At 58.3% G+C, this 24,791-nt stretch carries 21 protein-coding genes, 3 pseudogenes and 2 riboswitches; of the genes and pseudogenes, 16 read left to right on the plus strand and 8 right to left on the minus strand.

Translation table 11 applies throughout. The features are described from left to right. Positions 1-137 precede the first annotated feature (137 nt). The 8 genes and pseudogenes from ACLBWT_RS13245 (at position 138) to ACLBWT_RS13280 (ending at position 8,738) form a co-directional block, all read left to right on the plus strand. Positions 138-887 (plus strand): RNA polymerase sigma factor, encoded by a 750-nt coding sequence (locus tag ACLBWT_RS13245; RefSeq protein ID WP_447663575.1) that lies wholly within the window; start codon positions 138-140, stop codon positions 885-887. Between the two features lie 1,492 nt (positions 888-2,379). Continuing rightward, positions 2,380-2,480: riboswitch (glycine riboswitch) on the plus strand. Beyond that, positions 2,481-2,594, plus strand: a riboswitch (glycine riboswitch). It begins immediately after the preceding riboswitch. Between the two features lie 91 nt (positions 2,595-2,685). Next, positions 2,686-3,411: an L-serine ammonia-lyase, iron-sulfur-dependent subunit beta gene (sdaAB, locus tag ACLBWT_RS13250; RefSeq protein WP_447663576.1), complete on the plus strand. Its 726-nt coding sequence runs from the start codon at positions 2,686-2,688 to the stop codon at positions 3,409-3,411. Further along, positions 3,380-4,303 (plus strand): L-serine ammonia-lyase, iron-sulfur-dependent, subunit alpha, encoded by a 924-nt coding sequence (gene sdaAA, locus ACLBWT_RS13255; protein ID WP_447663577.1) that lies wholly within the window; start codon positions 3,380-3,382, stop codon positions 4,301-4,303. The genes sdaAB and sdaAA overlap by 32 nt, the downstream gene beginning before the upstream one ends. A 200-nt stretch (positions 4,304-4,503) precedes the next feature. Continuing rightward, on the plus strand, positions 4,504-5,760 hold the full coding sequence (locus tag ACLBWT_RS13260; protein WP_447663578.1) for an ABC transporter substrate-binding protein: 1,257 nt from the start codon (positions 4,504-4,506) through the stop codon (positions 5,758-5,760). Positions 5,761-5,820: 60 nt separating this feature from the next. After that, positions 5,821-6,783, plus strand: a complete 963-nt coding sequence (locus ACLBWT_RS13265; RefSeq protein ID WP_447663579.1) for a carbohydrate ABC transporter permease — start codon at positions 5,821-5,823, stop codon at positions 6,781-6,783. Further along, the gene (locus tag ACLBWT_RS13270; protein ID WP_447663580.1) at positions 6,780-7,607 is read left to right on the plus strand and encodes a carbohydrate ABC transporter permease; all 828 of its coding nucleotides are present in this window, start codon (positions 6,780-6,782) and stop codon (positions 7,605-7,607) included. The genes ACLBWT_RS13265 and ACLBWT_RS13270 overlap by 4 nt, the downstream gene beginning before the upstream one ends. A 197-nt stretch (positions 7,608-7,804) precedes the next feature. Then, positions 7,805-8,011: pseudogene (locus ACLBWT_RS13275) on the plus strand (YrpD family protein); the annotation flags it as partial. Positions 8,012-8,258: 247 nt separating this feature from the next. After that, a complete protein-coding gene (locus ACLBWT_RS13280) occupies positions 8,259-8,738 on the plus strand; it encodes a copper amine oxidase N-terminal domain-containing protein (RefSeq protein ID WP_447663581.1) in 480 nt (159 codons plus the stop codon). A gap of 603 nt (positions 8,739-9,341) precedes the next feature. Here ACLBWT_RS13280 and ACLBWT_RS13285 read toward each other — a convergent pair. Further along, the gene (locus ACLBWT_RS13285) at positions 9,342-9,554 is read right to left on the minus strand and encodes a hypothetical protein (RefSeq protein WP_021882376.1); all 213 of its coding nucleotides are present in this window, start codon (positions 9,552-9,554) and stop codon (positions 9,342-9,344) included. 171 nt (positions 9,555-9,725) lie between these two features. Between ACLBWT_RS13285 and ACLBWT_RS13290 the strand changes: the two genes are divergently transcribed. From ACLBWT_RS13290 to ACLBWT_RS13300, 3 genes are all read left to right on the plus strand, one after another. Beyond that, positions 9,726-11,330 (plus strand): cell wall-binding repeat-containing protein, encoded by a 1,605-nt coding sequence (locus tag ACLBWT_RS13290; RefSeq protein WP_447663582.1) that lies wholly within the window; start codon positions 9,726-9,728, stop codon positions 11,328-11,330. Positions 11,331-11,902: 572 nt separating this feature from the next. Further along, positions 11,903-12,061 carry a hypothetical protein gene (locus tag ACLBWT_RS13295; RefSeq protein ID WP_447663583.1) on the plus strand — a complete coding sequence of 53 codons (159 nt, stop codon included), beginning with the start codon at positions 11,903-11,905 and terminating at the stop codon, positions 12,059-12,061. A 637-nt stretch (positions 12,062-12,698) separates the two neighbouring features. Beyond that, positions 12,699-14,300 (plus strand): M4 family metallopeptidase, encoded by a 1,602-nt coding sequence (locus tag ACLBWT_RS13300; RefSeq protein WP_447663584.1) that lies wholly within the window; start codon positions 12,699-12,701, stop codon positions 14,298-14,300. Between the two features lie 785 nt (positions 14,301-15,085). On the opposite strand, the pseudogene ACLBWT_RS13305 reads toward ACLBWT_RS13300, so the two are convergent. The 4 genes and pseudogenes from ACLBWT_RS13305 to ACLBWT_RS13320 form a co-directional block, all read right to left on the minus strand. Continuing rightward, positions 15,086-15,652: pseudogene (locus ACLBWT_RS13305) on the minus strand (MqnA/MqnD/SBP family protein); the annotation flags it as partial. A gap of 351 nt (positions 15,653-16,003) precedes the next feature. Further along, positions 16,004-16,267 (minus strand): annotated as a pseudogene (locus tag ACLBWT_RS13310) (MqnA/MqnD/SBP family protein); the annotation flags it as partial. Continuing rightward, complete coding sequence (locus ACLBWT_RS13315) at positions 16,264-16,995, minus strand: futalosine hydrolase (RefSeq protein ID WP_447663585.1); 732 nt, start codon at positions 16,993-16,995, stop codon at positions 16,264-16,266. The pseudogene ACLBWT_RS13310 and the gene ACLBWT_RS13315, both read right to left, overlap by 4 nt. A gap of 167 nt (positions 16,996-17,162) precedes the next feature. After that, positions 17,163-17,792 (minus strand): D-glycero-alpha-D-manno-heptose-1,7-bisphosphate 7-phosphatase, encoded by a 630-nt coding sequence (locus tag ACLBWT_RS13320; RefSeq protein WP_447663586.1) that lies wholly within the window; start codon positions 17,790-17,792, stop codon positions 17,163-17,165. A 216-nt stretch (positions 17,793-18,008) separates the two neighbouring features. Here ACLBWT_RS13320 and ku point away from each other — a divergent pair, with 216 nt between their 5' ends. From ku to ACLBWT_RS13340, 4 genes are read left to right on the plus strand one after another with little or no spacing between them, the layout of a single operon-like run. After that, a complete protein-coding gene (gene ku / locus ACLBWT_RS13325; protein ID WP_447663587.1) occupies positions 18,009-18,971 on the plus strand; it encodes a non-homologous end joining protein Ku in 963 nt (320 codons plus the stop codon). A gap of 3 nt (positions 18,972-18,974) precedes the next feature. Then, a complete protein-coding gene (locus ACLBWT_RS13330) occupies positions 18,975-19,895 on the plus strand; it encodes an ATP-dependent DNA ligase (protein WP_447663588.1) in 921 nt (306 codons plus the stop codon). Beyond that, a complete protein-coding gene (gene ligD, locus ACLBWT_RS13335; RefSeq protein WP_447663589.1) occupies positions 19,892-20,782 on the plus strand; it encodes a non-homologous end-joining DNA ligase in 891 nt (296 codons plus the stop codon). The genes ACLBWT_RS13330 and ligD overlap by 4 nt, the downstream gene beginning before the upstream one ends. A 51-nt stretch (positions 20,783-20,833) precedes the next feature. Continuing rightward, entirely contained in the window at positions 20,834-21,064 is a 231-nt protein-coding gene (locus ACLBWT_RS13340) for a DUF2188 domain-containing protein (RefSeq protein ID WP_447663590.1), read from the plus strand. Positions 21,065-21,192: 128 nt separating this feature from the next. Here ACLBWT_RS13340 and ACLBWT_RS13345 read toward each other — a convergent pair whose 3' ends face one another. The 3 genes from ACLBWT_RS13345 to ACLBWT_RS13355 are packed head-to-tail and all read right to left on the minus strand — an operon-like array spanning position 21,193 to position 22,954. Next, positions 21,193-22,080: a DUF4097 family beta strand repeat-containing protein gene (locus ACLBWT_RS13345; RefSeq protein ID WP_447663591.1), complete on the minus strand. Its 888-nt coding sequence runs from the start codon at positions 22,078-22,080 to the stop codon at positions 21,193-21,195. Then, complete coding sequence (locus tag ACLBWT_RS13350) at positions 22,080-22,637, minus strand: HAAS signaling domain-containing protein (protein WP_447663592.1); 558 nt, start codon at positions 22,635-22,637, stop codon at positions 22,080-22,082. Before ACLBWT_RS13350 ends, ACLBWT_RS13345 begins: the two co-directional genes overlap by 1 nt. Further along, complete coding sequence (locus ACLBWT_RS13355) at positions 22,634-22,954, minus strand: PadR family transcriptional regulator (RefSeq protein ID WP_447663593.1); 321 nt, start codon at positions 22,952-22,954, stop codon at positions 22,634-22,636. Before ACLBWT_RS13355 ends, ACLBWT_RS13350 begins: the two co-directional genes overlap by 4 nt. Before the next feature lie 380 nt (positions 22,955-23,334). Here ACLBWT_RS13355 and ACLBWT_RS13360 point away from each other — a divergent pair, with 380 nt between their 5' ends. Continuing rightward, entirely contained in the window at positions 23,335-24,726 is a 1,392-nt protein-coding gene (locus ACLBWT_RS13360) for an extracellular solute-binding protein (protein ID WP_447663594.1), read from the plus strand. Positions 24,727-24,791: the final 65 nt, after the last annotated feature.

Consider the following 24,791-nt stretch of genomic DNA (forward strand, 5'->3'; position numbering starts at 1 on the left):
ACTGGTAAACGGATGCGGGGAAGGAAAGGATACGGCTTGAACGCGGAAAAGAAATTCCCCTGTCTTGAGTATCCTTTTGGCAGGATCATTCGTTTACCGGTCAGAATATCTATGCGTATTGAAAGGGGATGCCGCCGATGGAGACGGGGCTGGAGCTGGAGGAAGAGCGCGCGGCGCTGAGAAGGTATTGCCTGGCGCTTACCCGCAGCGCCTGGGAAGCGGAGGATCTGGAGCAGTCGGCCTGGTGCAGGGCGCTGGCCGCCCCGATCTGGCGGGAGCATCCCAACCGCCAGGCGCTGCTGCTGCGCATCGCCCGGAACCTGTGGACGGACCATTTGCGCAGGGAAGCTCTCCGCCGCCGAACTTTGCCCGAGCTGGAGGAGGCGGGGGCCGTCCAGCCGGCGGCGAGCTGGGAGCTGGAGGAGCTGCTGCGCCCGCTGGAGCTCCGCCTGTCTCCGCTGCAGCTGTCGGTATGGCTGCTGCGCGAGGTCATGAACCGGTCGATCCGGGAGACGGCGGAGCTGCTTCTGACGACGGAAGGCGCGGTGAAAGCCGCCTTCCACCGAGCCCGGTGCGCGCTTGACTGCGTCAAGCGCGATCTGCAAGCAGGCGGCCTGAGGGAGCCGGCCGACGAAGCGCTCATGGCCCGGCTGCGCGGCCTGGCCGCCGCGGTGCGGACGGACGATGCGGCCGCCATCGCGGTGCTCGCCGAGCAGGACGTGCTGGAGCCGGCTGTGGCGGTCGGCATCATTGGCGCAAGCGCCCATGCCGCCGCAGCGCATCGGGGACCGCAGGCGATGCTTGCCGGAAGCGGGTTCTACGCCTCCGCCGGCGGCGGAGTGTTCGTCTCTGCCGGCGGCTGGGCGTCGTATGGCATGGCAGGCTGAGTCGTTCTTAGGTAATCGCCGAGTTCAACGAGCTATGGGACATAGTTCAGCTAGTTGTAGCCGCTGCATTTGCCGGATTGGGATAGCGACAAAAACCTTGATCGGGCTGAAAAAGCGGCCGGTAAAAAAGGCATAAGCACGCAGGAGGCTGGAACCTGAGGAGGTTTCGGCCTGTTCAGGCTGCATATAGGCTTTATTTAGATTTAGATTTAGATTTAGATTTAGATTTAGATTTAGATTTAGATTTAGATTTAGATTTAGATTTAGATTTAGATTTAGATTTAGATTTAAGCTTGGTCATGTCGTGGTCGTGGTCGTGGTCGTGGTCGATGTGAGGTCGAGGTCGAGGTGGTCGTGGTCTTGAGCGTGGTCGTGGTCGATGTGAGGTCGAGGTCGAGGTGGTCGTGGTCTTGAGAGTGGTTTTAGCTTAGGCTTGAGCCTCATGCAGGAACGCTCGCTTTGTGCGGTAAATTGTTGCTGAGGTGGGAATTCGGGTGTCATTAGACAACGTATCGGACATACGATCCGTTATTTAGGGATTTTCATCGATTTCGCCGAGTTATCGGACATACGATCCGCTATTTGGGGTAAAACAGTCCGTTTTGAGTGGTTATCTCAAAAATAAGGGATCTTATGTCCGTTAAATTTTTTTGAACGGAGATTTACGCTGAAATAGCGGATCGTATGTCCGATACGAGAGAAGTTTTGGTTTTGAATGACAGTCGGCACACCCCGGCACCATGCCCAGCATCGTAAACAATCTGCCCCGCCCCCCGGCACCATGCCCAGCATCGTAAACAATCTGCCCCGACCCCCGGCACCATGCCCAGCATCGTACAATCTGCCCCGACCCCCGACCCCCGACCCCCGGCACCATGCAGCCAGCATCGCCCAATCTGCCCCCCGACCTCCGGCACCATGCAGCCAGCATCTTACAATCTGTCCCGAACCCCGGCACCATGCAGCCAGCATCTTACAATCTGTCCCGAACCCCGGCACCATCCAGCCAGCTTCGTGCAATCTGCCCCGACCCCCGGCACCATGTCCAGCATCTTACAATCTGTCCCGAACCCCGGCACCATGCAGCCAGCATCATCTGCCCCGAGCCCCTGTACCATGCAGCCAGCATCGTACAATCTGCCCCGAGCCCCTGTACCATGCAGCCAGCATCGTACAATCTGCCCCGAACCCCGGCACCATGCAGCCAGCATCGCCCAATCTTCCCGCGAACCCCACCATGCAGCCAGCATCGCCCCAATCTCCCCTCGGCCAGATTCCAAGCAGCATGAATCACACAGCCGGCCCGCAGAGCCGGCCTCGTACGCCATGCACTCATAGCCCGTCCCGTGCAGCGCTATGACCGCCTTTTCGCGTATTCGCCGCCTCCAGTCATCCTGCCCGCGGACTGCGGGTTGAAGATGGCCGCGCTCCTGCATATAATGAGTGTAGATAACGTTTGCAATCTGACGAAATCCTTAATTGAATAGAGCGGATGAAGGCAGCGGGAGAGACTACCTGAACATAGGGCGGCGCCGAAGGAGTAAGCCCTGGGGACAGGGTGAATCTCTCAGGCAAAAGGACCTTTGCCGGACGCATCTCTGGAGAGAATTCCGTGGCCGCGCACAGGCGCGCGTGGAATCACCCAAGGGGAAACTCGCGAAGCGGGAAGCGAGGCAACTCTCAGGTACAAAGGACAGAGCGGAAGAATCGCTTGGAACGGGCGGCACGCCCTTCTTTCGGCGCATTCTTCTGCTCTGTCCCTTTTTTCGGCCTCTACAACAACTCAAGACGAAGGAGAATGGCTGTGCGGTTCAAAGACGTGTTTTCCATTATCGGTCCGGCCATGGTCGGACCTTCCAGCTCCCATACGGCGGGGGCGGCGCGAATCGGGCTTGCGGGGCGCAGGCTGCTGGGCGAAATGCCGCAGAAAGCGAAAATTTCCTTCTACGGCTCCTTCGCGGCCACCTATCAAGGACATGGCACGGATACAGCCGTCACAGGCGGACTCATGGGCTTTCATACGGATGACCCGCGCCTGCCCGATTCGGTGGAGCTGGCCGAGGAAGCGGGAATGGACCTGGTGTTCCAGGAGGGGAAAGGGCTGTTCCCCCATCCCAACACGGTCCGGCTCGATCTGACCGCTGCGGACGGAAGCCGCGAGCTGTCTCTGCTCGGCACTTCGATCGGTGGAGGCAATGTGGAGGTCGTGGAGGTGAACGGCTTCGCGGTGAAATTCAGCTGCTCGTACCCGACGCTGCTCATCCGGCACCGGGACCAGCCGGGCGTCATCGCGGCGCTCTCCGCGGCGCTGCAGGAGGAAGGGCTCAACATCGGCGGGCTGTCGCTCAGCCGCATGGAGCGCCAGGGGGAGGCGCTGGCCGTGGTGGAGCTGGACGCTCCGGTGCAAGCGGGTCTGATGGAGCGGATCGGCCGAATGCCGCATGTGCTTCAGACGGATTATATGGATTTGAACGATGACAGGGGGAACGACGATGAACTTCCGGACGCTGAAGGAACTGAGTGAGCGCTGCAGCGAAAGCGGCCTGAGCATCGGCCGTCTCATGCTGGAGCAGCAGTCGCGCGAATCGGGCCGCGAGCCCGAGGTGGAATTCACGGCGATGAAGGACTATTACGGCATCATGAAGGAAGCCGTCCATAACGGCCTGACGCGGGACACGACATCCCGCAGCGGCCTGACCGGGCTCGACGCCCAGCGGGTCGCGGCCTACAACGCGGCCGGGGAGCCTAGCCTCGGCGGCGATGCGGGGCGCGCCATGGCGTATGCGCTGGCCGTGTCGGAGGTGAATGCTTCCATGGGCCGCATCGTGGCGACGCCGACGGCAGGCTCCTGCGGCATTATCCCCGGCGTATTTGTCAGCACGCAGGAGCGCTTCGGCTGGAGCGAAGACGAGATGACCTACGGCCTGTTCGCGGCCGGGGCGATCGGTTATGTCATCGCGAACAACTCCTTCGTATCCGGAGCGGAGGGCGGCTGCCAGGCGGAGGTCGGCTCCGCGATCGGCATGGCCGCCGGAGCGCTTGCGGAGCTGCGCGGCGGCACGCCGGAGCAGGCTGTACACGCGGTCGGGCTCGCGCTGAAGAACTCGCTGGGCCTGATCTGCGATCCCGTCGGCGGGCTGGTGGAGATTCCGTGCATCGTGCGCAACGGCTTCGGCGCCGTCACGGCGCTTGCGGCTGCCGATATGGCGCTTGCCGGCGTGCGGAGCGTCATTCCTTCCGACGAGGTCGTGCAGGTGATGCTGGAGGTCGGCGCTGCGATGCCGGAGAAGCACCGAGAGACTGCGGGCGGCGGGCTGGCGCAGACACCGACCGGCAAGAAGCTCATGAGCGAGCTGCGCAAGAAAGGCCGCCCTCTGCGCAAAGCGGAGGATGAGGGCGGGAATACGGAAGGTTAGCAAAACGGAAGGCCCCTTGCCGGGGCCTTTTTTGATTACAAGCGTTGTTTTCTGATCTTTCCCAATCTTTTTCCGCTGCCTGTTTCAAATCCCTCTGAACGGTTTATAGGTATTAAATCCTTTTTCAGCTGGAATACCAGCGGGACAACCGAATAGAATGGTACCATCATGCGCTTCAACATGTCAGGAGGAATGCGGAAGTGGTCAAAACCAGAATGGTTGGCTTATGCATGCTGATTCTTGCCATGATCGCCGCGGGCTGCGGCAGCACCTCATCAACCGATAAAACGAAAACGCTTACACTCTGGTACTGGAACCGAAGCCTCGACGACGGCCTCATCAAGTCCGTCGAGCAGAAGTTCCCTGGCATCCGCATCAACGCGCAGAAAATCGGAGGCGACTTCAAGTCCAAGCTGAAAACGACGCTCGCCGCCGGCTCCGCAGGACCCGATATCGTCGCTTTCAACGATTGGGTGTCCGAGCTGTTCGTCAGCTCCGACCGCTTCTACGATCTGTACGACCTCGGAGCCAAGGAGATCGAGCCGGATTTCCTCGACTGGAAATGGAATTTCGGCGTCACGCCGGAAGGGACGATGATCGCCCTGCCGATCGATACGGGGCCGACCGCTCTGTTCTATCGGGCCGATCTGTTCCAGGAAGCCGGCCTACCGTCGGATCCGGAGGACGTGCACAAGCAGCTTGGAACGTGGGAGAGCTATCTCGACGCAGGCAAGAAGCTTCAGGATCATTTTGCCGGCAAGGTCAAGATGCTCGACAACGTCAACAATGTCTACACCCAGGTCAATGCCCAATCCGACCGCATCTATTTCTCCAAGGAAGACGAATTCATCGGCGATACGCCTGACTCCTCGATGAAGAACGCCTGGAACCTGGCCGTCAAGGCCGCCCAATTGAAGCTGGCTGGAAATGCAAACGCCTTCACGAGCGAATGGAGCGCGGCCATGAACAACAGCAGCATCGCGTCCTTCGTCGGGGCCGTCTGGATGAAAGAGGTTCTGGAGGAGGCCGCGCCGGATACGAGCGGCAAATGGAGAGTCGCCCGGGCTCCGGGCGGAGACGGCAACAACGGCGGCTCCTTCCTCGCCATCATGAAGACGAGCAAATACCCGCAAGAGGCCTTCGAAGTCATCCGCTATCTTCAAAATCCCGACAATCAGATTCAGTCCTATAAAAATCTCAATCTGTTCCCTTCCGCCGCCAAAGCGCTGGACGATCCCGTCATGAAGGAGAAGGAGCCCTTCTTCGGCAATCAGGCGACCGGCGAGATCTTCTCGGAATCCGCGCGGAACGTGAAGCCGGCCTACTTCGGTGGCAAGTATTCGAATGTGAACGGAATCGTCGGCCGCGAGCTGACCTCCGTCGCCCTGCAGGGCAAAAACCCCGACAAAGCCTGGAAAGACGCGATAAGCCGGATCAAAAAAGAGCTGCTGCGCTGACGCGAAAGTCGCTGCCCGCTGTGCATTCCTAAGATCAATGGCTGACAGGAGGTCACCCCAATGGGCAATCCCATGCTGAACGCGGAGCCTGCCCGCGCTCCCGTACCCCCGCGCATCAAAGGCAGCTTGGCTTCGAGACTTTGGAGGCATCGGAAGGAATACCTGGCCATATCGCCTTTTTACATCTTGTTCGCCATTTTCGGCTTGTTCCCGATCGCATTCTCCATGTACCTGTCCTTCCAGAAGTGGGATGGAATCGGAAGGATGAGCTACAACGGAGTGAACAATTACCGCTTCATGCTGACGGATCCCGAATTCTGGAAGGCGGTCGGCAACACGCTGCTCATCTGGATCTACTCGACGATTCCGATGTTGTTCATCGCGCTGGCCGTCGCGTTCCTGCTCAATTCCTCGTTCGTCCGGTTCCGGACCTTCTACCGGATCGGCTATTTCCTGCCGAACGTCACCTCGCTGGTGGCGGTGGCGATCGTGTTCGGCACGATTTTTTCCAACAACTACGGGCTGCTCAACTATGTGCTGAACTTGCTGGGCCTGAATTCGATCGAGTGGCTGAACAAAACCTGGGGCATCCAGCTCGCGGTGTCCGTCATGGTCATCTGGCGCTGGGCGGGCTACAACGCGATCATCTATCTGGCGGGCTTGCAAAGCATCCCGAGCGTTCTCTATGAAGCCGCCAAAATCGACGGGGCCTCGACGATCCAATCCTTTTTCCGGATTACGATCCCGAACCTGAGGCCGATCATCCTCTTCACGCTGATCACCTCGACCATCGGAGGCATGCAGATCTTCACCGAGCCGCAGGTGCTCGCGGGCAATGACGGAGGGGTCAGCGGCGGCGGCCTCACGATCGTGCTGTATCTCTACCGCGAAGCGTTCATCCATAACTACTTCGGCTTCGGCGCGGCCGTCGGCTGGGGGATGTTCGTCCTGATCGCGCTATTCTCGATCGTGAACTGGCTGTTCGTCCAAGGCGGGCCTACCCGCGGGCAGGGGGTGAAGTGATGGCGACGAGAACCAAATCGATCCTGCTCCATATCGGCCTCGCCATCGGGCTGCTGATTTCGATCTTCCCGTTCTATTGGCTGCTCGTCATGGCGACGCGCACGACATCGGATATTTACAGCTTCCCGCCGAAGCTGTGGTTCGGCACCCAACTGCTCGACAATATCGGCCGGGTGTTCGACAACGTCGATTTCTTAGGAGCATTCTGGAATACGTTGTTCGTCGCCTCCGCCTGCACCTTGCTCGTGCTGTTCTTCGATTCGCTGGCGGGATTCACGTTCGCCAAGTTCGATTTCCCGGGCAAAAAGATGCTGTTCGTCCTGCTGCTGGCGACCATGATGGCGCCGTCCCAGCTGTCGCTCGTGCCTTCCTTCGTCATCATGGCCAAATTCGGCTGGGTCGGCACGTTCAAGGCGCTGATCATCCCGGGAATGGCCAATGCGTTCGGGATCTTCTGGATCCGGCAGTACGCCCAGGAATCGGTGCCGTCCGAGCTGCTGGATGCCGGCCGCATCGACGGCTGCGGCTTTCTACGTCTCTATTGGAACGTAGCCCTGCCGATTTTGCGACCCGCGCTTTCCTTCCTCGGCGCCTTTACCTTCATCGGAGCGTGGAACGACTACCTGTGGCCGCTGATCATCCTGACCGACGAGCGCAAATATACGCTGCAGGTGGCGTTGGCGTCGCTGAACGGGATCTACGTGACGGATTATTCGATGGTCATCGCCGGAACATTGCTTGCCGTCATTCCCCTTATCATCCTGTTCCTGTTCATCAGCAAGCAGTTCATCTCGGATATCGCAGCAGGCGCGATCAAGAGCTGACGCTTTCCTGACGAAGGGCATGGATGTATAAGTCGAGCCGATTGGCGCAAAAGGTCAAACGAAGCAAGCTGGCGCCGGTGAGCCTCCAAGCGTCAGCTTGCTTCTTTGCGTTTGGCCTGAACATATGGAATCCGGGACTATAGATTCAGAACGGACTAGCTGTTTACTCCTGAAAATCGGATAGAACGGCTTACAACGTTAATTTTGATTCGTCATACAGCCAGGTTCAGTATCGGAATGGATATGAGCCAGGCGCCAGCATCAACTACTACACCTATTACAATGCCAGCGGATACGTCCGCATGAAACTTACGGGCACTGCGCTTTGCGCCGATCTTAATTGCAATAATTCAACATCGACAATGCTTACGACAATCATGCAGACGGACCAAGCGGTTAATTAGAGCGCCGTCAACAACTACAAGCTCGTGACAAGCCTCGTTACAAGCGCCACTTCCGGCAATAACGTTGGAGTGTTTTCCAGCATCAAAGTCGGCACGACTTCCGTCCCGTCTGCCAACTTCTCCGCACCTCTGGTGGATCATGCGACGATTTCTCGGGATGCGAACAATACGGTGAGAATTGCTTGTGATTGACAAAGCAACTTTTCGAAGCGATCGCGTCTAATTATTTGAGAATATGATCCTTATCATGAAAGGGATGAGAAAATTGTCTCGTCGAATACAAGTACTCTTTCTGGCATTGATCGTCGGACTGTCTGTTTTTGGGGCCGGATTGGCAGGAGCTGCTAAAGCTCCGTCAAACAACGATGGAATCAATCGTCCAACGATTGTCATCAACGGCAAGGTTTCCGAGTTGAAGGCCGTAATCCCGCCAAGCGGATCGACTATGGTTCCGTTCCGTTCCTTATTTGAAGCCCTTGACCTGAATGCCGAGTTCGACAATAACACCAAAACGGTGACAGCCAAGAACGATACGACAACCGTTACCTTGACCGCCGGTAAAATGACCGGGACGATCAACGGCAAGGAAATCAAGCTCATTCAAAGTCCGGAACTATCACGTGATGATGATTTGATGTATGTCAATCTGCGATTCATCGCCGAAGCATTTGGCGGAGTCGTCGGTTTTGACAAGAGCACGCTTACGGTAACCATTGATTTTAATTGAGATAACCTTGGGAAAAGGGACCCTTCCCGGTCATCAGGCACGGGCAGGTCCCTTTTCCTGTCGCAATAGTGCGGCCCGGGGGGCGATGTTGCTGAGGCGCGTTGCTTCGGTTTGAGCTCCGTTCAGCCCTCGCGCTGTTGTTGCTCCCGACGGCCTCTTTCTATCGCTTCGTCCAGCTTTCGCTGCCGATGGCGAGCAAGAGCATGTTGGTCATGGATTCTGCAACTCCCATTTCATTAACGCCCTCAAGGGCGAGTTTTATCATTTGAAACAGCTGCAGATGTAGCTCTACAGGCTTATGCAGATGCCGAGGTGCCGAGGTGCAGCAGGCGCAGTGGAGCTGGAAAGATCTCCATGCCGTTTGACAGATGGTGCGCTTTGGAGGCGGTCTTTCAATCGCGCCGCTCTGAATTATTTGTATGAACGATACCAGAAAAAAGAGGATACCCGCCGGGGTATCCTCTTTTTCCTTTTTATTTTTTGCATATTTTAAACCTGTAATAACTCTCAGGAGCGTCAGAAAGACAGGAGGGTTGTTGAATTCTCTCCTCCCGTCTGCCAGGACGATGAAATTCCCCTCGCTGTCAAGGAGGGCGAAACGGGTTACTTGCGCAGCTCGAAAAACTCGCAGCCGCTGCGGGAGTGATAGGCCAGGTCGGCGACGCCGGACTGGATGACGACCGTGCGCTCGTCGAAGCGGACAATGCAGCTGCCGGATTCGATCATCTGGTCGTCGCGGAAGACGCGCACCCGAATGCTCTTGTCGAGCGCTTCCTGGAAGTCGGCATCGGTATGAAGCGGGCGTATGTGGGCCATGGCGGGAAGCTCCTTTGTCATAAGGTCGTGGACAGTCATTGAAAGCCATTATAGCACAAGCGCACAGCGCCCGGTCGCTGTCTGGAGGATGGATAGTCGGGCAGGTTTGGGGATGGGCGGCGGAGGAAACGATGATACGGAGATGGATCGGCGGAAGGGGGACTGAGGGCAATGGATAAGGGTCGGAGAGCGGATGGGATTCAAGGCAGCGAACGGGAAAGGAAGGGAGGGATCGAATTCGGCAAACCCCGAATCATAGCCCGCTTCGGGCATGTCCGTCAGGCAGCTTTGTTCGGGCTTATGCTTCTGTCCGCAGCGATGCTGGAGGGCTGCTTCTCCCATTCCGCTCTGCAGCAGCCTATAAGGACGGTGATGTCGGATGTGACGGGCGGAAGTCGGCAGGCAGACATTCCGATGCTGAAGCCGGAGACGCTGTCGCAGGCTGTTGAGAGAGGCAATGCAGGCGGGGATCGCAATCCTGAGGGCGGAGCGGCAGCTGGTTCGGCAGCCGGATCGCCAGGGAGCGATGCATCCGGGAAGCTTCCCGCGAACCCTGCTGCAGCCCCTTCGCCGTCTGCAATTCCATCGGAGTCTGCAGCTCCAGGCGAAGCCGACGCTTTTCGCGACAGCGCTCCCGAGGCGCTGGCCGTCCGTTCGTCCGAAGCGGCCATGCAAGCGGCTCCATGGATCGCTACGGCCCATACGACGCGGATAAATGCCGCCGATCCGTATGAAGCGGCTGTCCTGGCATCGCGAATGGCATGGCCGTCAACGGAAGGCGAGGAACGTCTGGGCGGGGTCGTAATCGTTCCCAGAGGGGACTGGATTGCAGCCGTGCTGGGAGCGGGCTTGATCGACGATGCCGCGGACGGTCCGCTGCTGTACGCAGATGCAGACGGGATTCCGGAGGCGACATTGCAGGAGCTTAAGCGTCTGCGGCCGATTGGCGCAGCCGAGAATGGAGGCGTGCAGGCCATACTGGTCGGGGCGCTGGGACCGCAGGTTCAGCGGCAGGCGGAGAAGCTCGGCCTGCGCGTCGAACGGATCGCAGCCCGCGGAGCCGCTGATCTGGCCCGCGCCGTGGACGCTTACGAAGCCGCGCAATTAGGCGAATATCCGGCTGATGTCCTCGTCGGATCTGGGGACGAGGAAGCCCGGCTGTACACGGCGCCCGCCGTGAGCCTGATCGCCAGCGGCGCAGAGCCGCTGCTGCTCGTCAGCCGCGCCGGCGTTCCGCTGGAGACGGCGCAGGCTCTGGAGCTGCGCGGGGGCAAAGCGCGCATCCACCTGATCGCGCCAGAGTCTATTGTGCCGTCCGAAGTAGCCGAAGCATTGGCTGAATACGGCCAAGTCACCCGTATTTCGGGCGAGGATCATTTTGCCCAATCGGTGGCTATGGCCCGGTACGGGGAAATTGCCCGGACAGGTGCAGAAGGAAGCGAGGCCGGGATATCGCGAAGCGTTTCGCTCGTGAGCTCGGAGTCGCCGTCGCTAGCTCCTGTCGCAGCGCTGCTGTCCCGAGCGGGCATGTCCGCTCCTCTCCTATGGACGGAGAAGGAGGCTATGCCGGAGACGGTCCTAGCTTATGTGAAATCGCGGCTGACAGAGGGACAGGATTCCTTGGCCTCCTTTCGCCATGCTTGGCTGATCGGAGAGCTTGGCAGCTTATCCATGCAGGCGCAAGGGGAAGTCGACGCGGTCGTTCAACGAGCCGCGGTTCCCGGGCTCGGGAAGGGTGAAGCGGCCGGAAGTTCGGGGGGCGGGCAGCGGGAGTAGGGACAGGAGGAATTGCAGAGGGATTTGAATAGGGAATGGAACAGAGATCGGAATAAGAATAAGAATAGGGATAGTAATAGGGATAGGAATAGGGATAGGAATTGGGATAGGGATTGGAATTGGAATATAGATCGGGATATATCGGAGCAGAGATCGGAAGATAGTCGGAGCAGAGAAGGAATATAGTCGGAGCAGAGAAGGAATATAGTCGGAACAGAGAAGGAATATAGTCGGAACAGATAACGGAACAGAGAACGGAGCCGAGTCGAAGGAGGAATAGGAGCAGTTAAGGAGCCGAGCAGGCTTCCCTGCCAAGAGGCTGGGGCTTTAAAGCATCATGGTGAGGCAATAGCAACGGACGAATTTGGATTCGCGATTAAGCGAGTCTTTTTGTCGTGTGAAAAGGTTATCAAGGACAATTAATATAGGATCAAAGTTTTCATTAAGCGTTAAACTATAATTTCAAAAGTTTAAATTATGCATGAAATGGAATGGGAATCACCCTCTTGCAATTTTGAATATTTGTGAAGAAAAAGAAACTTATGTAAGGTTTAATGGAGGGAGGGATAGACATGAGCAAGGATCAAGAGCTTGAAGAGGACGCCTTTACCGATGGAAGGAGCGCCGGGAAGGAAGAGCGGCAGAAGCTGGGTTTTCCGCATCGGAATCGGAATCGCCATCCTTGTGGTTTTACTCTTCATTTTAGGGGTCGTTCAGTTTATTTCCAGTAAAGACGCGGGTACGCCTCAACAGCAGGATGGCAAGGCCAGAGCCGGTCAAGGGGCAGGGACAATATTGGGGCCGACGGCTCGGCCGTACTGAAGGGACTGGAAGCAGGCATCGATTATTTCGGTATCAGCCGCAAAGAGGATGTTCGCTGACCGTTGCTTTTATAGGGACAAAGAATCTCTGTTCTGAAGGCGGAGGACAAGAAAGAAGGATGATGGAGTGAAGCCTGGACTCTCAGGTTTCTTGATGGTTTCCTTGTGGACGAGGGAAAAGAATAAGACCAACGACAAACACAAGGAGCTTAAGGCCTCATTCCCGATTAAATGAATCCGAACTGATTTTTCATAATCGGATCTGGGGAACCAGTTTCTCAGATTGAAATCGGGACCTAAAGCTTGGATTGCCGCGAAGAATCGATTTCTAATCGTACTAAAGAATCATTTCTTCTTTTGATTATTTTTCCATATTTACCGAATAGATTACGGTGTGGTACATTCATTGCCACCACCGCTAATCTATTTTTTTTCGTCAAAAGGCGGTTGTGAATATTCATACATAGAGCGGAGGCGATAGGTAACATTTATTTTCTGGATTTCTTTTTGGTTTTAAAAAAATTTATGACTGGAGTGAATTTGTGTAATGAAAAAAATGATTCCTACTCTGCTTGGTGCCGTATTGCTGCTCTCTTCCGCTTCCGCTGTTGCTGCTGAAACTCCAAGCCTCGGGACGGCCGGAACTCCCGACGTTAGCGTCGTGAACAATCAGCTCGTGACTCAATTCATCGACGCTGCCAAGGATGCCAAGATTGTGCCGGGCTCTTCCGAGGATAAGATCTGGGCTTTCCTGGAAGGCCAGCAAGCAAAGCTGGGCGTACCCGCAGCGGATGTGAAAACCTCGTTCCTGATTCAGAAGAAGGAAGTGGATCCAACTTCGGGCGTCGAGCATTTCCGCCTGCAGCAATATGTGAATGGCATCCCGGTATATGGCGGTGACCAAACCATTCACATCGACAAGGCCGGCCAGGTTACTTCGTTCGTTGGTGCCGTTCTGCCGGCTCAGAATCAAATCACGGCAAAATCCAGCGTACCAGCCATAAGCGCATCCGATGCTCTGGCTATCGCGGCGAAGGAAGCCAGTTCCCGCATCGGCGAGCTGGGAGCGCAGGAGAAGACTCCGTCGGCTCAGCTGTACGTCTATCCGGAAGGCAACGGGTCCCGTCTCGTCTACCAGACGGAAGTGAATGTGCTTGAGCCGCAGCCGCTGCGCACCCGCTACCTCATCGATGCAGCCGACGGCCATATCGTGCAGCAGTACGATCTGATCGAGACAGCCACCGGTTCGGGCAAGGGCGTGCTCGGCGACAGCAAGACATTCCAGACGACCCTTTCCGGCAGCACGTACCAGCTGAAAGACACCACTCGCGGCAACGGCATCTATACCTACACGGCCAGCAATCGGACCACGATTCCGGGCACTCTGCTGACGGACGCCGACAACGCATGGACGGATGGAGCCGCCGTCGATGCCCATACTTATGCAGGAAAAGTATATGATTTCTACAAAACGAAGTTCGGACGCAACAGCCTCGACGGCAACGGCCTGCTGATCCGTTCCTCGGTCCACTACAGCAGCAGGTACAACAATGCTTTCTGGAACGGCACCCAGATCGTATTCGGCGACGGCGACGGCTCGACGTTCATTCCGCTGTCGGGCGATCTCGACGTTGTCGGCCATGAGCTGTCCCATGGAGTCATCGAGTACACGTCCAATCTCCAGTACCTCAATGAATCCGGCGCGCTGAACGAGTCCTATGCCGACGTCCTCGGCAACTCGATTCAGGCGAAAAACTGGCTTATCGGCGACGATGTCTATACGCCTGGCATCGCCGGCGACGCTCTCCGTTCCATGTCCAACCCGACGCTGTACGGCCAGCCGGACAACTATGCAAACCGCTACACGGGATCTTCCGACAACGGCGGCGTTCATACGAACAGCGGCATCACGAACAAAGCGTTCTACCTGCTCGCCCAAGGCGGCACCCAGAACGGCGTTTCCGTCACGGGCATCGGCCGCGACGCAGCCGTGAACATTTTCTACAACACCGTGGCCTATTACCTTACTTCCACTTCCAACTTCGCCGCGGCGAAGAACGCCTCGATCCAGGCGGCCAAAGACCTGTACGGAACGAGCTCCTCTTATGTCACCTCGGTGACCAATGCATTCAAGGCCGTAGGCCTGTAAGGCGGAGGATGGGTCTGTAAGCAGAAGATAGGTCTGTAAGGTGAAAGATAGGTCTGAAAGAACGGAGCAGCCGGGTTGCCGGCTGCTCTTTTTATTTGGGCAGGGACGAGTATTGTTGGCTGGGGGTAGCCATATTTACTCTCTTTCTTAGGCACATTCTTAGTTATCCTATTTTACCTACTTCGTCTTTCTATGCAGTTATATAGGAAGAACGCGGTTAGTCGAATGGAATTGGAGAGATGGAGGCGGCATCGATCGACAATGGAATTGGGGAGACGAGCGGAGCGGTACAAATGAACGGTGGAAATTGGAAAAGAGCGGGCATTAAGTGGGGATAGGAGAAGTGGACATGAATAGGCAGTTAAACTAGCAGAGGAAGTGGGCATCATGGAAATGGGCATTAGAAAAATACTGGGTGGCGGTTGGTCCTGCAAAATGGCGGGTTGTCCGCACTATCGGACATCAGATCCGCTATTTCGTTCAAAATGTCATATTCAAACGTTTAGCGGACATCAGATCCGTTATTTGTGAACAATTATCGGAATAGTAGTTAGTCGAAGAGAAATAACGGAACGTATGGCCGATAGCAAGCAGAATAGCTCAAATTTCGTGAAATAGCGGAACGTATGTCCGATAGCGAACAGAATGGCTCGAATTTCGAGAAATAGCGGAACGTATGTCCGATAGTTAGACGCCTGACCTGAAATGGGCCAGCCGGGAAAACCGGCTGGCCTGAATCAAGTCCGATGCAGTCCGATAGCGGCTCCGCGAGCCTGTGCCGGACATTATTTCCGCAGCAAAGCCAAGTCGAACTCCGGAACGAGGCCTTCCCTCGCCGCTCGTCCGAGCAAGGACTCGACGGCTTTGTAGCCGTCCTCGCCAAGCTCGCGGGTGAACTCGTTCACGTAGAGGGCGATGTGGGCGCTGGTGACCTCGGGCGACATTTCCTGGGCATGGGATCGTACGTAATCGGCGGATTGCGCGGGATGTTCCCAGGCGTATTCGACGGAAGAGCGCGCCCATGCCTCGATGGAGCTGCGGTCGAGGGAGCGCTTGGCAATGATGGCGCCCAGCGGGATCGGGAGGCCTGTGTCGGCTTCCCACCATGCGCCCATATCGGCCATCAGCGACAGGCCGTATTCGGGATAAGTGAAGCGCGCTTCGTGAATGACGAGCCCGGCATCGATACGGCCGTCACGGACGGCGGGCATGATTTCGTGGAAAGGCATGACGACAATCTCGCCGACGCCTCCGGGAACATTCTGCGCCGCCCAGAGCCGGAACAGCAGGTAGGCGGTCGACCGTTCGCTCGGCACTGCGACCCGCTTGCCGCTCAGCCAGGAAGGATCCGCGCCGGGAGCGGCAGCTCCGCTGTGGGCATGGGCGGAGCCTGCAGCAGGAACGATATCCTGACCGGAGGCTTGATTTTGCTGCTCCGGGACTAGGAGGCCTGCCGAGACATCCGGTTTTGCAGCAGCATCCGTGACGCCCGCAGCATCCGTGACGCCCGCAGCATCCGTGACGCCCGCAGCATCCGTGACGCCCGCAGCAACCGTGCCGCCCGCAGCAACCGTGCCGCCCGCAGCAACCGTGCCGCCCGCAGCAACCGTGCCGCCCGCAGCAACCGTGCCGCCAGCAGCACCCGTGCCGCCAGCGGCGATCGGGGCTCCCGGCTTGGCGTCAGCATGGCTGCGCGAGGTTCCGCCGCCGGCGGTCAGCACGAGCGGACCGCAGCCGCGGCCGAGAGCGCCCCCGCAAGGGATGAGCGCATAGTCTTCCAGCACCCAAGGCAGGGCGGCATAAGAAATTTTCATGACCTCGGGCCCGATGCGGTCGGCTGCCCAGCCGTTGGTAAGGTCGATATCGGCATAAGTCACTTCCAGCTCAGGCGCGCCTTCGATAAGGCCGTGCGCCCAGGCGTGAAAGACAAAGGTATCGTTGGGACAAGGGGAAAAAGCGATTTTCATTGGATTCCAAGCACCTCCGGCAGTAAAAATCCCGTCTTTTCAAGCGCCTTGAGCGCGTCGCCTATGCGCCAGGCTTCCCGGTCGCGCGGACCGACCGAATTGGAGATCGCCCGGATCTCCAGCGCCTCGATGCCTTGCATAGCGGCAGCTATGGCGACGCCGTAGCCCTCCATCGCTTCGGCGGCAGCTCCCGGTACCCTGGCCTGAAGCTCGGCTGCCGACTCCGCCGATCCCGTAACGGTGGACAGCGTCAGCACGGGGCCGGCGGCGGCTGCGACAGGTTCATCCGCCATGCGCAGAGCTTCGGCGAAGCGCTCCGCCAGCTCGCGATCGGTCGCAACGCGCCAGGAACCGAAGCCGAGCTGATCCACGCTGGCGAAGCCGTCTGCCGTCTCGGCGCCCAAATCCGCCGCGATGATATCCGTCGCGATGACGACGGAGCCGACGGGCGCAATCGGGGAGAAGCCTCCGCCGATGCCTGCGCTGATGACATAGCGGAAGGAAGGGCCGCCAGCGATGGCGAGGGCGGCGCTGGCAGCGGCGGCAGCCGGACCTACGCCGCCGGCGAGCACGATATAGCGGCCGACCCGCCGCAGGGGACCTTCGACCTCGCCGCATACTTCGGCGGGACAGGCTTTGAGCAGGCCGCGGACGACGGCGTCCCGCTCGGCTTCCACAGCGGTGACGACCAGGACATAATGCGGCGTTGGATCAAGCTTTTTGATCATGAATAGTATCTCTCCCGGGGGCTTCTTCTCGTAGAAAGAGCCCATTAATGGTCAAGGGCATGCAGCCCGCAGGCGAAGGGCGAGAACTCGAATGCGCGTCGGCAGGAGCTCGTCCGGGTCCGTGATGGACGGTTCATCTCTAACCATACTCCTATGCGGGCGTCCGTTCAAGGAAGCCCCCGCTCTTCCGCCAGTCTCTGCACGATAAGGACCGCCGCTTCGAGCAGGGAGGAGACGTTCCAATCCGCCCGGGACGGCACGCCTCCATTACTTCGCGTCCTTCGCGCAGCGCCGGCTGCCTCTCGGCTGCCGCCTGCCTTCCCTTTGCTCCTGCCCGCCGCGCCGTCCACTCGAATTGTCCGCGTGCCGGCAGCCTGACCGGCTGCGATATCGATCTCGCGGTCTCCGATCATGTAGCTCTCGCTCAGCGAGAGGCGATGCTGCTTCGCCAGCTCCAGCAGCATGCCGGGCCGCGGCTTGCGGCAGGCGCATCCGGCACTGGGCTTATGCGGGCAGAAGGCGATTCCGTCCAGCCGTGCCCCTTTTTCCGCCAGCAGCTCCTCCAGCCGTACATGTACCGCTTCCAGGTCCGCCAAGGACATGTACCCGAGGCCGACGCCGCCCTGATTGGTCACCACGTACACCCGGTAGCCCGCTTCCGCCAGCCCGCGGATCGCTTCGGCGGTTCCGGGCAATAGATGGAGATCGCCCGGACCGTTCACGTGGCGTACACGCGCGGTATTCATCTCGTTCACGACTCCGTCCCGGTCCAGAAAGACCGCTTTCGCTGTTTTCATTCCGCATCCTCCTCTGCCGGGTTTCCTTCCCCGGCTTTTTCAGGTTATGCCCTGAGCGGAGCGGAGCCTTTCCTTCCGAATGGCTGTCCGCCCCTCATGCCTTGTCCGCTTCCTGTTTCCTTATCTTACCCCGCTCCTCAGCTTCCCATCTTGATTGGCTGTTCCCGGACAGAGGGTAATAGAGACCAGACTATCCGGCAAGGAGGCATACCGTCCATGCAAACGATCTGGAAGGGAGCCGTCGGCTTCGGCCTCGTCAACGTTCCGGTGCGGCTATATGCGGCTACCGAGGACAACGACATTCCGATGCGGATGCTCCACAAGAAATACAACCAGCCGATCAAGTACCACCGAACCTGTCCCAAATGCGAGGAGGACGTTTCCTGGAGCGACATCGTCAAAGGCTACGAGTATGAGGATGGCCGCTTCGTCATCTTCGAGAAGGACGAGCTGGAGCAGCTCGCCTCGAAAACCTCGCGCGAGATCCGTATCCTCGATTTTGTGGATTTGGAGGAAATAGATCCGATCTATTTTCAGAAAACCTACTATCTCGCTCCGGAGGAAACCGGCAAGCACGCCTATCGGCTGCTCGTCGAGGCGCTGAAAAGCACCCGGAAAATCGGCGTCGCCAACGTGACGATCCGGCAGAAGAGCAGCCTTGCGGCTATCCGCGTCGTGGACGGAGTGCTTTCCCTCGTCACGATGTTTTATGAGGATGAGATCCGCGAGAAAGATCATATTCCGGGCCTGCCGGAGGAGGAGAAGGTCGACCGCCGGGAGCTGGACATGGCCAAGTCGCTGATCGAGCAGCTGACGGGAAGCTTCGAGCCGGAGAAATACAAGGACGAGTACCGGGAGAGGCTGCTGGAGGCGATCGAGGGCAAGGTGGAAGGCAAGGAGGTCAAGGTCGCCGAAGAGGAGGCGGAGCCGAATGTCCTGGACTTGATGGACGCGCTGCAGAAGAGCCTAAAGCAGCTGAAGCCCGCAGGCGGCACGGATTCCGGGAACGCGGACAAGCCGTCCAAGCCGCGCAGGGGGGCTGCCTCCAAAGAAAAGCCGAAGTCATCCAAAGCCAGGTCCTCCTCTCCCAAAGCAAAGCCGTCGGAATCCAAGCCGAAGCCGGCTGCCGCCAAGCCGAAGCGCCGTTCGGGAACCCGCCCGAAAGAGACGGGATCATAAGGGATGAAGCCTTTCGTCCCGATGTCGCCGATTTTGACGGATTGTCTGCCTGCAGGCGGCGATTGGGTCTATCAGCTGAAGTGGGACGGCTTCCGCATCATCTCCGTCCTCCGCGGCGGGGAAGCGAGCTTATGGTCGAAGCGGATGCAGCCGAAGACCGAATCCTATCCCGATCTAGCCCATGCGCTCGAAGACCGCGCCGCCGAAGGCTTTCCGGATCTCATGCTCGACGGCGAGGCGTTCCTCCTCGATCCCGATACCGCCAAGCCCAGCTTTCAAATGATGCAGGGCCGGGACAAGCTGCGCGGCCGGGAACGGATCGAGCGGGCCTCGCGCCGCCAGCCGGTCGGCTATATGATTTTCGATCTGCTGCAGGAGGGGAGCGAGGATCTCCGCCGCTTGCCGTTCGAGGAGCGCGGCGCCCGGCTGCGAAATCTATGCTCCGGCTGGAAGCCTCCCTTTTTCCTTGCGGATACGTATGAGGACGGCGAGCCGCTCTGGCGGTGGGCGGAGGAGAACGGCTGGGAGGGCGTTGTCGCCAAGCGGCGCGGCAGCCGGTATTCAGAGGGCAAGGAACACGGTGACTGGTACAAGCGGAAGACATTTTTTCACCGCGAAGTGGATATCGTGGCTGTTCTTTATAAGGAAGGGAAGCTGTCGAGCCTGGTCATGAGCCGGCAAGGCCGGTATATGGGGCGCATCTCTTCGGGCTTGAACGAAAGAGCCAAGCGGCAGCTTTCCTTGCAGAAGATGACGGCGGGGCGCCAGGGTGACTTCGGCGGCAGCCTGCCGGAAGGATTGCGGGGGACCGATATCCGCTGGCTGGCCAGCCCGATTGCGGCCGGCGTGAGCGGCCGGGAACTGACGCAGTCGGGCTTGCTGCGGCATCCCAAGCTGGAATGGCTGGAGGGGATACTGTTATGAGCCGGAGAATGCTGGAAGTAGAGGGCAACCGCATCGAGATCACCCATCCGGATAAAATGCTGTGGCCGGCGCCCGGCATCCGCAAAGCCGATTATTTGCAAAAGCTCGTCCAGCTCGCTCCGTATCTTCTCCGCTATTGCAGCGGACGCCGGCTGACGGCGATCCGGTTTCCGGATGGCGTGGGCGGCAAGTCGTTCTACCAGAAGAACGCGCCTGAGCCGACGCCCGAATTCGTGGCCATCGCCGAAGTCGATGGAGTCCGCTACATCAATCTGAACTCCGTATCGACGCTGCTGTGGCTCGGCAATCTCGGAGTGCTGGAGTTCCATCCCTCCTTCGACAAGATCGAGGACGGGATGCCGGGCGAGTGGGTGCTCGACATCGACCCGTCGGAGGAAACCCGCCCCCGCCTGATGGAGGCGGGGAGCCTGATCGGCGAGGCGCTGGACGGCATGGGCATCGCGGCCGTGCCCAAAACGTCGGGGGCGACGGGCATCCAGATCGTAACCCCGCTGGCCAAGCCGTATACGTTCGGGCAGCTTCGGAGCTTGGGGTCTTTTCTGGGGCATTATCTATCCGACAAATATCCGCGGCTGTTCACGGTCGAGCGTTCGATCCGGGCGCGCAGAGGAAGGATCTATATCGACTACGTCCAGCATGCGGCGGGCAAGAGCCTCTCGGCTCCCTACACGCCGAGAGGCCGGGCGGAAGCGACCGTAAGCACGCCGCTCACTTGGGACGAGGTGCGCGGAGAAGCCGATCCGAGAGCGTTCACCCTGCTTGCAATCGGGGAACGCCTCGAGCGGATGGGCGATCTGCTCGCCGAGGCGGAGCCTCAGAACCTCGACGCGGTGCTGGAGTTCACGGCCAAGCGGGCCGAAGCTTGAATGCAGCTTGTCCGCTGGTGCTGGAAATTAAAATCAAGGGAGGAACCTGCAATGGATGACCAACGCAAAGGAAATGTGCATGTTACGCCGGACGTCGACGAGGGATGGGTAACCCAGCGCGAAGGACGCGTGCTCAGCCGACACGATACGAAGGCGGAAGCCGAGGAGCGCGGCCGGGAAGAGGCTCGCCAAGCGAAGACGGAGCTGAAAATCCATAACAGGAATGGCCGAATAGGCGAATCCCACAGCTATGGCAACGACCCCTTTCCGCCGAGAGGCTGATGGGCGGCGCAGCTTGCCGAATGGTTTCGATCCGAGGCAGGCATTGATTTCCTTGAAAATGAATGTTAACCGCAAAAAACCGGTCCGCAGGCCTGATGGCCAGTTGGAGCCGGTTTTTGCGGTTTGACCTAACGCTTCTTGAGGGATATATTTCCTGAACCGGCCGATAGGTTGACCGGGATCTCGCCATTCCCGAACACGATCGTGTCGGTATCGGCATCGCCCTTTTTCTCCCCTCCGCTCCAGTCGTTGCGGAAGCTGCCGGATCCCGTGGAGTAGCTGACTGCAGCGGAATTCGGGGCTCTTTCCGTTAGGACAGTGACGTTGCCGCTGCCGGAGCGGGCCTCGAGCGGGTGGATAAGGGCATCGAGCTCGAGCCGGATGTTGCCGCTGCTGGTCTTCGCCTTGATCGCCCCCTCGACGTCGGTCAGGCGGATATTGCCGCTGCCGACGGTAGTCTCAAGCTCATTCATGCGGCTCTGTTCGATGGACAAATTCCCGGAACTGGTTCTGACTGTGACTCCGTCCGCTTCGACCTCGCTTATCTCTACGTTGCCGGAGCCGTTCTCAAGCTCGAGAATGGAGGTTTTCAGTCCTTCAAAGCTGACGTTGCCGCTGCCGGAATCCACAATGATGGAGTCATATTGACGCTCCGGCACTGTGATTTCCACGTTCACGTTGACGATGTTGAGGCCCATCGTGAAGCCGGTGTTGGCATCGCTCTTCAGGATGGCCGTATCGCCTTCCTTGACGAGATCGACGCGGATTTTTTTCAGAGCTTTTCCGTTCGCCTTGCCGGTTGCGGCCGCTTCGATGACATCCGCCTTTCCTTTGACCAAGGTAACGTCCATGCTGCCGGATTCGACTTTGAGCCGGGTGATGCCGGCAGCGGGGATTTCCTTGCGGATATCGACTTCCTTCAAGCCGAAGCTGAGGTCGGAACCTGCAAAGGTGAAGCCCCCTCCGACCAAGCCGGCCAGAAGCAGGATGAGGGCGAATACAACAAGATTGCGCATCAGGATTGCCTCCCTTTCATGACTCGGGTATTCATTTGAAGATACTTCAACGTCAGCCTCATGAAGCCTCGGGTCAGCTTGTAGGTGCCGGCGCCGGCGAGCAATCCGAGCGAGAGCAGGACCATGGCGGCAGAGATCGACTGCGGCCCGGTCAATGCGTCGCCGAACCAGCCTTCATAGAGAACGGGAACGACGGAGAGCGCGAGAGCGGCCGATACCGCCCAGAACGCGAACAGAATTCCCAGCAGGCCGATATAGGGGCCAAGCACGAAGACCAGGTTGAAGAATCCGAGGCCGACGGCGGCAAATACGGCTCTCGAAACGGATGGCAGGCTTCCTCCCTTGCTCTCCGCTTCGGCTACCCGGTAACCGAGCAGCAGCTCCTTGGCGATCAGCTTCGGGTCCCCGAGCTCTGCGGCCGCTTCCTCCTCGAGGCGTCCGTGCTCGGCCGCCATCCGGAAATGCTCCTCGTAGTCGTACATCCATTCCTTGCGGGTCCGCTCCGGAGCCGGAGACAGCAGATTCCATAATTGCTGCAGATATTGCTCTCTGTTCATCGCTCGACACCTTCCTTGATCAATTCATCCACCGCGATCGAGAACGACCGCCATTCGCTGATGAGGGACATGAGATGGGAATGTCCCTGCGGGGTCAGCTTGTAGTACTTGCGGGGAGGACCCTCCGTCGATTCCCGGAGATAGGTCGTGAAGTAGCCTTCCTGCGTCAGGCGGTTGAGCAGCGGATAGACGCTTCCGACCGCCACCTCGAACTTCGCGGACATCGCGACGGCGAGCTCGTAGCCGTAGCGGTCCTCCCATGCCGTAAGCGCAAGCACGCATAAATCCAGCACGCCTTTCTTGAACTGTACATTCATATGCGCTGCTCCTAACTATAATAAGGTATTCAGTAATGTAGAATAGCTGGCTGTAGAGAATACCGTTCTATGGCTATACTATACCATCCACTATTCAGCTTTGCAATATAGTGTTGAAAATATTGGCAAATGCCCAGAGAAAAGGGGGCATGAGTTCTGTAAACGCCAAATGAGGCGGTAAAGCTCAGCCAGCATAACCTCGAAGCGGCTGCCAGCTCCGAGCGTTCACCCGCGTCTGGTTGAGAAGCGACATCGTAAAAAGCCTTCTTTACATTCAAAACCTTGAAAAAGCAAACCTCACACCTTGAGGATGCCTCATTGTTGAAAACGATTTCTTGACGGATAATTCGACTATAAACTTTGCAAGGGGGACACAACAGGTGGAAAACCAAGTAAAGAAAAACCACGCAATCAAAAAGACGGTCAGCGTCCTTACTATCGGCGCGCTTGCAGTCGGCCTCGCAGCCTGCGGCAGCAGCAACAACAACGGGGGCAACACCGGCGCGGCGAATACGCCGGCCAACACGGGGACGACCGAGAATGCCGGCGCAGCCACGCCGACCGATTCCGGCAAGAAAGTCACCATCACGTTCCAGAACATCTGGCCGGATGAAACCTCTGTCGCCAACAAGATCATGAAGCAGCTCGTCGCCCAATACGAGCAGGAGCATCCCAACATCAAGATCGAGCTGGACTCCCTCAACACCGACAACCAGAAGACCAAGCTGAAGACGCAGGCGGCCAACAACCAGGTGCCGGACATCACGATCGTCAACCCTGCGGCTCAGATGAAGCCATACGTCGATGCGAAGCTGCTGGCTCCGCTGAACGACATGCTCGACCAGAACGGCCTCAAGGACACGTTCCAAAAAGGACTGCTCGACAATTACAGCACCGACGGCAACGTCTACGCGCTGCCGGACGGCAACAACATCGAGGTCGCCTACTACAACAAGGACCTGTTCGCACAGGCAGGCATCAAGGAAGCTCCGAAAACCTTCGACGAGCTGTTGGCTGACGTCAAGGCTCTCAAGGCCAAAGGAATCACTCCGATCGCCATCGGCGAGAAGGATACCTGGACCGGCTCCTTCCTGTTCATGAACATCCTGCTCCGCACGAACGGCGGCCCGGGCTTCCTGCAAGACGTCGTCGACGGCAAGAAGAAATTCGACGATCCGGCCTTCCTCCTGGCGGTCGACCGCTTCCAGGATCTCGTCGCAGCCGGCGCGTTCCCTGAGGGCGCTACTTCCATCGACTACAATGCAGGCGGCAACATCTTCAAGACAGGCAAGGCGGCCATGTTCATCATCGGCTCGTGGGAGACCGGCAACATCGATGCTTCCTCCGTCGCCGGCAAAGTCGCAGCCTTCCCGTTCCCTACGGTAGACGGCAAAGGCGACATCAACCAATACATGCTGGCTCCAGGCTCCGCATTCGCCATTGCGGCGAACAGCAAGCATCTGCAAGAGACGAAAGACTTCCTGAACTTCTTCATGACGAACTATCCGAAGAAGAAATTCGAGCTTAAAGACGCAGTCGGCCTTGGCCAGAACGTAGAAGGCGACTTCAAGACAGCCGGCTACTCCGACCTCGCCATCAGCGTGACGGATCTGTTCAAGACCGTATCCGGCGGCGACATCGCCTTCGACAACACGATGCCTCCAGCTGTCGCTCAGGCGCATCTGACCAGCATCCAGAACCTGTTCGTCCAGAAGGTTGACGCGAAGACGGTAGCCAAAGAACATCAGGACGCTTTCGACGCCAACAAATAAGAGATAGCAAGGCGCATGCCGGCGCCAGAAGCCGGCCCGGCGGTCAAGGGCGGTCTCCAGCGGAG

It is taken from the genome of Paenibacillus sp. D51F, assembly GCF_053345695.1.